Here is a 7420-nt window from a genome sequence, read left to right on the forward strand (position 1 = left end):
CAGCTGCGCGGTGAACCGGCAGCCTGCCTGTACCGCGAAGGCCAGCGTGGCCAGCAGGGGGCCGATCTCGCGGGTGGTTGCGAACGCCGAGATCGCGCCGGTGAGCGGACCCATGCCGAGCAGGTTCAGCGCGCTGTAGCCCTCCATGCCGACGGTGATGCCACCGAACGCGGACAGGATGAGCACGACGCCGATCGTGCCGCCGCCGACAACCAGCGAGCCGTTGCCCCAGGTGACGTCGGACAGTAGGCGCCAGACCTCCTTCGGGTACTGCCGCAGCGTCAGGGGAACGGCGCCCAGCGACTTCAGGAAGAAAACCAGCTGGTGGCCGAGCTTTGCGATGAGGTTGGTCGGCCCGGTGACGATGCCCTTGAGCGCGCCGAGCGGCCGGAGCACCGGGGGCACATAACGCGAGGTAGTTGCCATGTCACACCACCTGCGAGGGGAAGAAGGTGTTGTACACCTGGGTGATGATGATGTTGACGGCGAACAGCATGATCGCCGTCGTCACCACCGCGGAGTTGACCGAGTTCGCCACACCGCCGGGACCGCCGCGGGTGTTCAGTCCGGTATCGCAGGCGATGATCGCCGCGAGCAGGCCGAAGATCAGCGATTTGAACAGGGCGACGATGAGGTCCGACGACACCGCGAACGATGCGAAGGTGCCGACGTAGGAACCGGGCGTGCCGTTCTGGGCGAAGATGTTGAACATGTAGCCGGTCAGGAAGCCGACGAACACGACGAAGCCGCACAGCAGGACGCTCACCAACATGGCCGCGAGCAACCGGGGAGCAACAAGGCGGCGCATCGGATCGACGCCCATCACCTTCATCGCGTCGATTTCCTCGCGGATCGTGCGGGAACCGAGATCGGCGCAGATGGCCGATCCGACCGCGCCCGCGATCATCAGCGAGGTCACCAGTGGTGCGCCCTGCCGGATGATGCCGAGGCCGTTGGCTGCGCCAATGAACGATGTCGCGCCGACTTGGCCTGCGACCGAGCCGACCTGAATCGAGACAACGACGCCGATCGGGATGGCCACGAGCAGTGTCGGTGCGGCGGAAACACTCGCCATGAAACCGCACTGCTTGACGAACTCACGCCACGGGAACTGGCGGCGGAAGATGTCGACGACCAACTCGACGATGGCCTGGATGCCCATGGTGATCTGGCGGCCGAAGGTCTCCAGAGACCGTTTCGGGTGATCCTCCCAGTACCCCTTGGCCCAGGTCGTGGCTGCGCTGACCTGCGACTGAGCAGGCGGGCTCTGCGTCGAGTGCACGTAACTCCTTCCAACCAGCGTGCCGTCAGGCGGGGTGGTGTGGGGGAACCCTAACAATAGAGTGGTCTATGGCGGGAGCCAGGTGGTGACCCGGATCATATCCGCGTGAAGCTGAAGATCTGCTAAGGCTTTGCCGGTTTTACGCTGGAAGTCCTACTGAACTGGACTTTCTTTGCGTGACCGGCGTAATACATGCAGTCCGAGACGGTCGATCCCCCGCACCCGAACCTCGCGAAGGTGACGGAAACTGTAGTTCGGGTCACTTTCCAGCAAATCCGCGAGGCGATCGTCGATGAGCACAGTGCCCGGTCTCGCCACGCCCGTCAATCGGGCGGCGGTATTTACTACTGGCCCGTAAAGGTCGCCGAGCCGCTGCAGGACGCGCCCGGAGGCCATGCCGATCCGCAATTCCGGCGTCACGTCGGAGACCTTCGTGACTTCCTGGAGTTCCAGTGCGAGGTTGGCGGCGGCCTGCGGATCCTCGAAGGCGAACATGACTTCGTCGCCCAGGTTCTTGATCACCCAGCCGCCGGCGCTGGTGATCAGGAAGGTCGTATTCGACACGAATTCCTCGATGAGATCGGTCAGCTCGGTCCGGTCGAGATGCCGGGTCAGCCGGGTGTAACCGACCATGTCAGCGAACCCGACGACGAGGGTCCGCAGTTCCTCGTCGAGTGCGCCCGACTCGGCCGCGGCGAGGGAACGGGACATCGCGGCGGCGAGGTGGCGGCGCCAGGCGAACACCATCAGCGACTCGAGCGAGGGAATCGTCCGCTCGGCGACCTGTTGGGTGATTGCCGTGAGCTGCTGCGCCGATGGCATCGAATCGGGACTGTCGAGCTCGAGATCCTCGATCTCGCGAAGGATCAGGGCGTTGAGAATGTCGATCTGCCACTCGGCGAGGCGGGCCATCGAGTGTCCGACTGTGCGGGCGATCCGGACGGGCATATCGCCGTCCACCACGCCGTCGGCCACAAGCGCGGACATAGTGCGGAGCGCATCCGCATCGGACTCGGTATAGGTGAGTGCAGCCGGGTCGGGCGGTACCGGGAAGCCCATCGCGACCCACTGCTCGCGTGCCACCTCGATCGGAACATCGGCGATCTCGAGCAGCCGGTCGCGGTCGAACGTGCGGGCGCCGAGCAGATATTTCTCGATCTCGGCCTGCACGATTGCGGCAACATCGTCTTTCCCGGTCGAAGTCATCGTTCTCCATCGCCAGTGGGGTTCGACTATCAGCATGCCGCGCGCGGTGCTTCAGTGAAACAGGTTCGCAATCCGCGCCGTTGTCGGACGCATATGTCAAAGTTGCCGCTGCACATCCGATGCAGAGCGCGCGACGGCAGGCGCAGAACGGGGGAATTGGCACGATGGCGAGCGGTACGCCGCGTACCGGGCTGAGCGGGGACGATTTGACCGCGCTCGGGGACGCGCTGGCGCAGGGCGCACGAGCCGCGGTGTATTTGCGGGATCCAGTGCCGAGTCTCGGGCTTGCGGCCTGGACCTCGGCAAAGGTGGTTTCGATAAGCGGCACGACCTTGCTGGTCCGGCCGCGGGGCGTGGATGACGAGCTGCCCTTCGAGGCGGACGAGTTGCAGATGACGAAGCCGCCGGCGCCCAAGCCGTCGCCGTCGCCTGCGCCCAAGCCCGCACCGCAGCAGCCGGCGAAACCGGAGGCCAAAATTTCCGACGAGCCCGAATATGTGCCGTCGAACGGTGCGCGGTCCGCGTCCAACGGCGCAACGTCAATCCAGCCGAAGGTAACGACAACCCCGCCGAAATCGACAGGAGAGCAGAAGGTGACTGCGAAAACGAAGCCGGCGGCGCGTCCCGCGGCCCGAGGTCGCAAGACCCCGACGACCGTGACGGTGACGCTGCACGCCGATCTCGACGGAGCCTGGACCGTGGCCGTTCAGCAGGGCGATCGCCCTGCGGCCAAGCCGGTGCCGGTGAACGCGGACGCCGTAGAACGTGCTGTGACCGAATTGGGTGAACCGGGCGCAGAGCGCGCCGTGCAGACGGCGCTGGAGGCCGCGCGAGAGGTCGCCGCAGCCCGCGTTGAGGAACTGACGAAGCAACTGGAGGAGGCTCGGGGCACCCTCGCAGCACTCGGTGCGGTAGAGGCCGGGAACGGAAGGGGTGGCCGAGAACGATCTAGTTGATATCGTTCGAAGTCCTAGGACTGGAGGAACATGTTCAGAAAGCTCGCCACAGTGGTTGGCGCGATTGTGCTCGGCATGACGGTGTTCGGCGCTGCCCCCGCCGCCGCCCAGCCTGGCACCGTTGTTATCGGTGGTGGTTCGGGAATCATCATCGACCAGCAATTCGAGTGCACGGTGACCACGGTTGGCCGTGACGGCGCGGGTCGACTCGTCGGTCTTACGGCGGGCCATTGTGGCGAGGCCGGTTCACATGTGCTTGCCGAGGCCAACCCGTTCCTCGGGGAAATCGGCAGGTTCACGTTCTCGAACCCGGATCTCGACTACGCGGTCATCGAGTTCAACCCGGCAAAGGTCGTTCCGGTCAATCGGATCGGCAATGTCACCATCGCCAACGTCGGCGCCCCGGCTCAGTTCCCGCACGTCGTCTGCAAGGAAGGCCGCACCACTGGCCACACCTGCGGCATTGCGTTCGGTGACATCTTCCAGACGGGCATCGAAACCTGGTCGCAGATGTGCGTCGTCGAGGGTGACTCGGGTGCGCCGGTCGTCGTCGGCAACACGCTGGTCGGCATGGTGAACGCCTACCTCGCGGTCGCGTGCTTCGGCCCTGAGGTCGGTACCAACATGCACGCGATTCTGTCCGACCTGAACGGTCGCGGGATCGTGGGCGGAGGCTTCCGGCCGATCTAGCAATACCTCCTTGGGGTTCGAAGAACCCGCCGTGAGCGCAATCCGCGCACACGGCGGGTTCTTCGTTTTCTGCCCTGGTCAGTGGCAGACCGCGCCCTCGGATGCCGAGCCGACAAGCTTCGTGTATTTGGCCAGCACGCCCTTGGTGTAGCGCGGCGGCAGCGGCTCCCAGCCCGATCGGCGGCCGTCGAGCTCGGCGCCGTCGACAACAAGATCGAGCGTCCCGTGCGCGACATCAAGGCGGATCTTGTCCCCGTCCCGCACGAAAGCGATCGGGCCGCCGTCCACCGCCTCCGGCGCGACATGGCCCACGCACAACCCTGTTGTGCCGCCGGAGAATCTGCCGTCGGTAAGCAGCAGAACGTCTTTGCCGAGGCCGGCGCCCTTGATCGCGGCGGTGATCGCGAGCATCTCCCGCATGCCCGGGCCGCCTTTCGGGCCTTCGTAGCGGATCACCACCGCGTCCCCGGCGGTGATGGTGCCGTCCTCGAGCGCGTCCAGCGCGGCACGTTCGCGCTCGAATACCCGCGCGGTCCCCTCGAAGACCGACTCGTCGAAGCCCGCCGATTTCACCACTGCGCCCCCGGGGGCGAGCGACCCCTTCAGGATGGTGATGCCGCCGGTCGGGTGGATCGGTGAACTCAACGCCCGCAATACTTTTCCGTCGGGATCGGGCGGAGAGATCTTCGCGAGGTTTTCCGCGACGGTGTAGCCGGTGACGGTGAGGCAATCGCCGTGCAGCAGACCGGCATCGAGTAGCGCCTTCATGATCACCGGAACGCCACCGATATGGTCGACGTCCTTCATCACGTGCGCGCCGAACGGCTTCACATCGGCGAGATGCGGTACCCGGGAACCAATTTCGGCGAAATCATCGAGAGTCAGGGGCACGTCCGCCTCGTTGGCAATCGCGAGCAGGTGCAGGACCGCGTTGGTGGACCCGCCGAATGCCATCACCACGGCGATCGCGTTCTCGAAGGCTTCGCGGGTGAGGATGTCGCTCGTGCGGATGCCGCGGCGCACCAACTCCACCACGGCCTGGCCGCTGCGGCGGGCGAAACCGTCACGCCGGCGGTCGGTCGCCGGTGGAGAAGCGCTGCCGGGCAACGACATTCCCATCGCCTCGGCTGCACTGGCCATCGTGTTGGCGGTGTACATGCCGCCGCACGCACCCTCGCCGGGGCAGATTGCCCGCTCGATGGCGTCGACGTCGGCCTCGCTCATCAGTCCACGCGCGCACGCACCGACTGCCTCGAAGGCGTCGATGATGGTCACGTCCATCTCGGTGCCGTCGGACAGTTTCGCGACGCCAGGCAGGATCGAGCCCGCGTACAGGAACACGCTGGCCAGGTCCAGTCGCGCAGCGGCCATCAGCATGCCGGGCAGCGATTTGTCACAGCCGGCGAGCAGCACCGAGGCGTCGAGGCGTTCGGCCTGCATGACGGTCTCGACGCTGTCCGCGATCACCTCTCGGGACACGAGCGAGAAGTGCATGCCCTCATGGCCCATCGAAATGCCATCGGAGACCGAGATAGTGCCGAATTCGAGCGGGTAGCCACCCGCGGCGTGGACGCCGTCCTTCACCGCCTTGGCCAGACGATCGAGCGACAGGTTGCACGGCGTGATCTCGTTCCACGAGGAGGCCACACCGATCTGGGATTTCTGCCAGTCATCGTCGCCCATTCCGACCGCGCGAAGCATCCCTCGCGCAGCGGTTTTCTCGATGCCGTCGGTGACATCGCGACTGCGGGGCTTGATGTCTACTTCGCCGGTACTCACCGGACTCAAGTTACGCCCGTCGGCCTATGGGCGTGCCCTAGTTGCGCGAGGGGCGACCGCGGGCCCGCTGACCCCGCAGTTCGGTTTGCAGTCCACGCCTTCGGGCACTGCCGCGTGGGTCGGGGTATGCAGGAGCGCCGCGGCGATCGCCGCACCGACAACCAGCAGTGCCGCGCAGATCAGCATCGCGGTATCGAAGCCGTCGTTGAATGCCACCGGATCATCGAATCCGGCGCTCGCCAGCCCGGACAGCCCCGGCAACGCCGCCACAGCCAGCAGTTGCGCGGTGCGGGCGACGGCATTGTTCACGCCCGATGCGATACCCGCCTCGTCGGCGGGAACAGAGCGAAGCACCGAGCCGGTGAGCGGGGCGACGAGCGCGGACAGCCCGAGCCCGAACACGACCACCGCGGGCAGCACGTCGACGAGATAGGACGCGTCGGGACCGATCCGCATCATCAGGAGCACGCCGGCCGCGGCGACTAGCGGCCCGATCGTCATCGGTATCCGCGGGCCGTTGTCCTGCGCCCACCTCCCGGCCCAGGCCGACAGCGCCAGCATGAGCAGCGTGATCGGAATCGTCGCCAGTCCGGCCGTGACCGGGGAGTACCCCGAAACCAATTGCAGCTGAAGGAGAAGTAGGAAGAACACGCCGCCCAGCGCGGTGTACACGGCAAAGGTGACGAGGTTGGCCGCAGTGAAAACGCGCGAGGAGAACAGCGACGGCGGGACGAGTGGGTGATCGCTGCGCATTTCGACGGCCACGAACGCAGCAAGCACCGCGGCGCCGACCACACCACCGATGACGGACGGTGCAATGAGGCCGTAGGTAAGCGTGCCGAGACCGATTGCCACGAGCGCGGCGCCGAGTACGTCGAGGTGCGGCGGAGCGTGCTCGTCGCGGCTCTCCGGCACGTGCCGCCAGCCGACCAGCAGCACAGCCGCCGCGACGGGCAGGTTGATGAGGAAAACCGCGCGCCAGCCGACTGCGATCACCAGCCAGCCGCCGAACAGCGGACCCACCGCGCCGGCGACGCCACCAAAGCCCGACCACAGCCCGATCGCCGCGCCCTGGTCGCGTTCGTCGATCGAGGTGGAGAGCAGGGCCAGGCTGCCCGGAGTCAGCAGCGCACCGGCCACGCCCTGCAAGATCCGCGCAGCCACCAGGGTCTCGATGTTCGCCGCGAGCCCGCACATCAGCGAGGTGATCGCAAAACCCACTGTGCCGATGAGGAACATCTTTCGGCGGCCGAGTCGGTCCCCGAGCGCGCCGCCGAGCAGGATGAACGACGCGAGGGTGAGGGTGTACCCGCTCAGCACCCACTGCAGCCCGGCGAGGTCGGCGTCGAGCGATCGCCCGATCTCCGGTAGCGCCACGTTGACGACCGTTGCGTCGAGCATGGCGATCGAAGGAAACCCAAAACCGTTGCGACCACGATCCATCGCCTGGCGGGACGCAAGGCGCGGGCGGGTGGGTGCGGTCAGCTGACGGCCTTCTCGAGCGCGG

6 protein-coding genes and 1 pseudogene are annotated in these 7420 nt (G+C 66.3%); 2 read left to right on the forward strand and 5 right to left on the reverse strand.

The genetic code is table 11. From position 1 onward, the window contains the following. The 3 genes from A8G08_RS01645 to A8G08_RS01655 all read right to left on the reverse strand — a co-directional run. On the reverse strand, window positions 1-426 hold a 426-nt coding region (locus A8G08_RS01645; RefSeq protein WP_187344414.1), incomplete at its 3' end, for an ABC transporter permease. Window position 427: 1 nt separating this feature from the next. After that, entirely contained in the window at window positions 428-1282 is an 855-nt protein-coding gene (locus A8G08_RS01650; protein WP_068269350.1) for an MlaE family ABC transporter permease, read from the reverse strand. 153 nt (window positions 1283-1435) lie between these two features. Beyond that, a complete protein-coding gene (locus A8G08_RS01655; RefSeq protein ID WP_068269352.1) occupies window positions 1436-2488 on the reverse strand; it encodes an adenylate/guanylate cyclase domain-containing protein in 1053 nt (350 codons plus the stop codon). A 164-nt stretch (window positions 2489-2652) separates the two neighbouring features. Here A8G08_RS01655 and A8G08_RS01660 point away from each other — a divergent pair, with 164 nt between their 5' ends. Both A8G08_RS01660 and A8G08_RS01665 read left to right on the forward strand, forming a co-directional pair. Then, complete coding sequence (locus A8G08_RS01660; RefSeq protein ID WP_068269358.1) at window positions 2653-3444, forward strand: DUF6319 family protein; 792 nt, start codon at window positions 2653-2655, stop codon at window positions 3442-3444. Window positions 3445-3474: 30 nt separating this feature from the next. Continuing rightward, complete coding sequence (locus A8G08_RS01665) at window positions 3475-4134, forward strand: chymotrypsin family serine protease (RefSeq protein ID WP_068269354.1); 660 nt, start codon at window positions 3475-3477, stop codon at window positions 4132-4134. 78 nt (window positions 4135-4212) lie between these two features. Here A8G08_RS01665 and ilvD read toward each other — a convergent pair whose 3' ends face one another. Together ilvD and A8G08_RS01675 are read right to left on the reverse strand one after the other, a co-directional pair. After that, window positions 4213-5913, reverse strand: a complete 1701-nt coding sequence (gene ilvD / locus A8G08_RS01670) for a dihydroxy-acid dehydratase (protein ID WP_068269356.1) — start codon at window positions 5911-5913, stop codon at window positions 4213-4215. A gap of 24 nt (window positions 5914-5937) precedes the next feature. Continuing rightward, window positions 5938-7373: pseudogene (locus A8G08_RS01675) on the reverse strand (MFS transporter). Window positions 7374-7420 lie beyond the last annotated feature (47 nt).

This window comes from Aldersonia kunmingensis, from assembly GCF_001646865.1.
GTDB classification, from domain to species: Bacteria; Actinomycetota; Actinomycetes; order Mycobacteriales; family Mycobacteriaceae; genus Aldersonia; species Aldersonia kunmingensis.

What these genes read in the sequence shown, in the direction of transcription:
- A8G08_RS01655 (WP_068269352.1), bottom strand. Translation starts at nt 2,488, where the DNA reads ATGACTTCGACCGGGAAAGACGATGTTGCCGCAATCGTGCAGGCCGAG.
- A8G08_RS01660 (WP_068269358.1), top strand. Translation starts at nt 2,653, where the DNA reads ATGGCGAGCGGTACGCCGCGTACCGGGCTGAGCGGGGACGATTTGACC.
- A8G08_RS01665 (WP_068269354.1), top strand. Translation starts at nt 3,475, where the DNA reads ATGTTCAGAAAGCTCGCCACAGTGGTTGGCGCGATTGTGCTCGGCATG.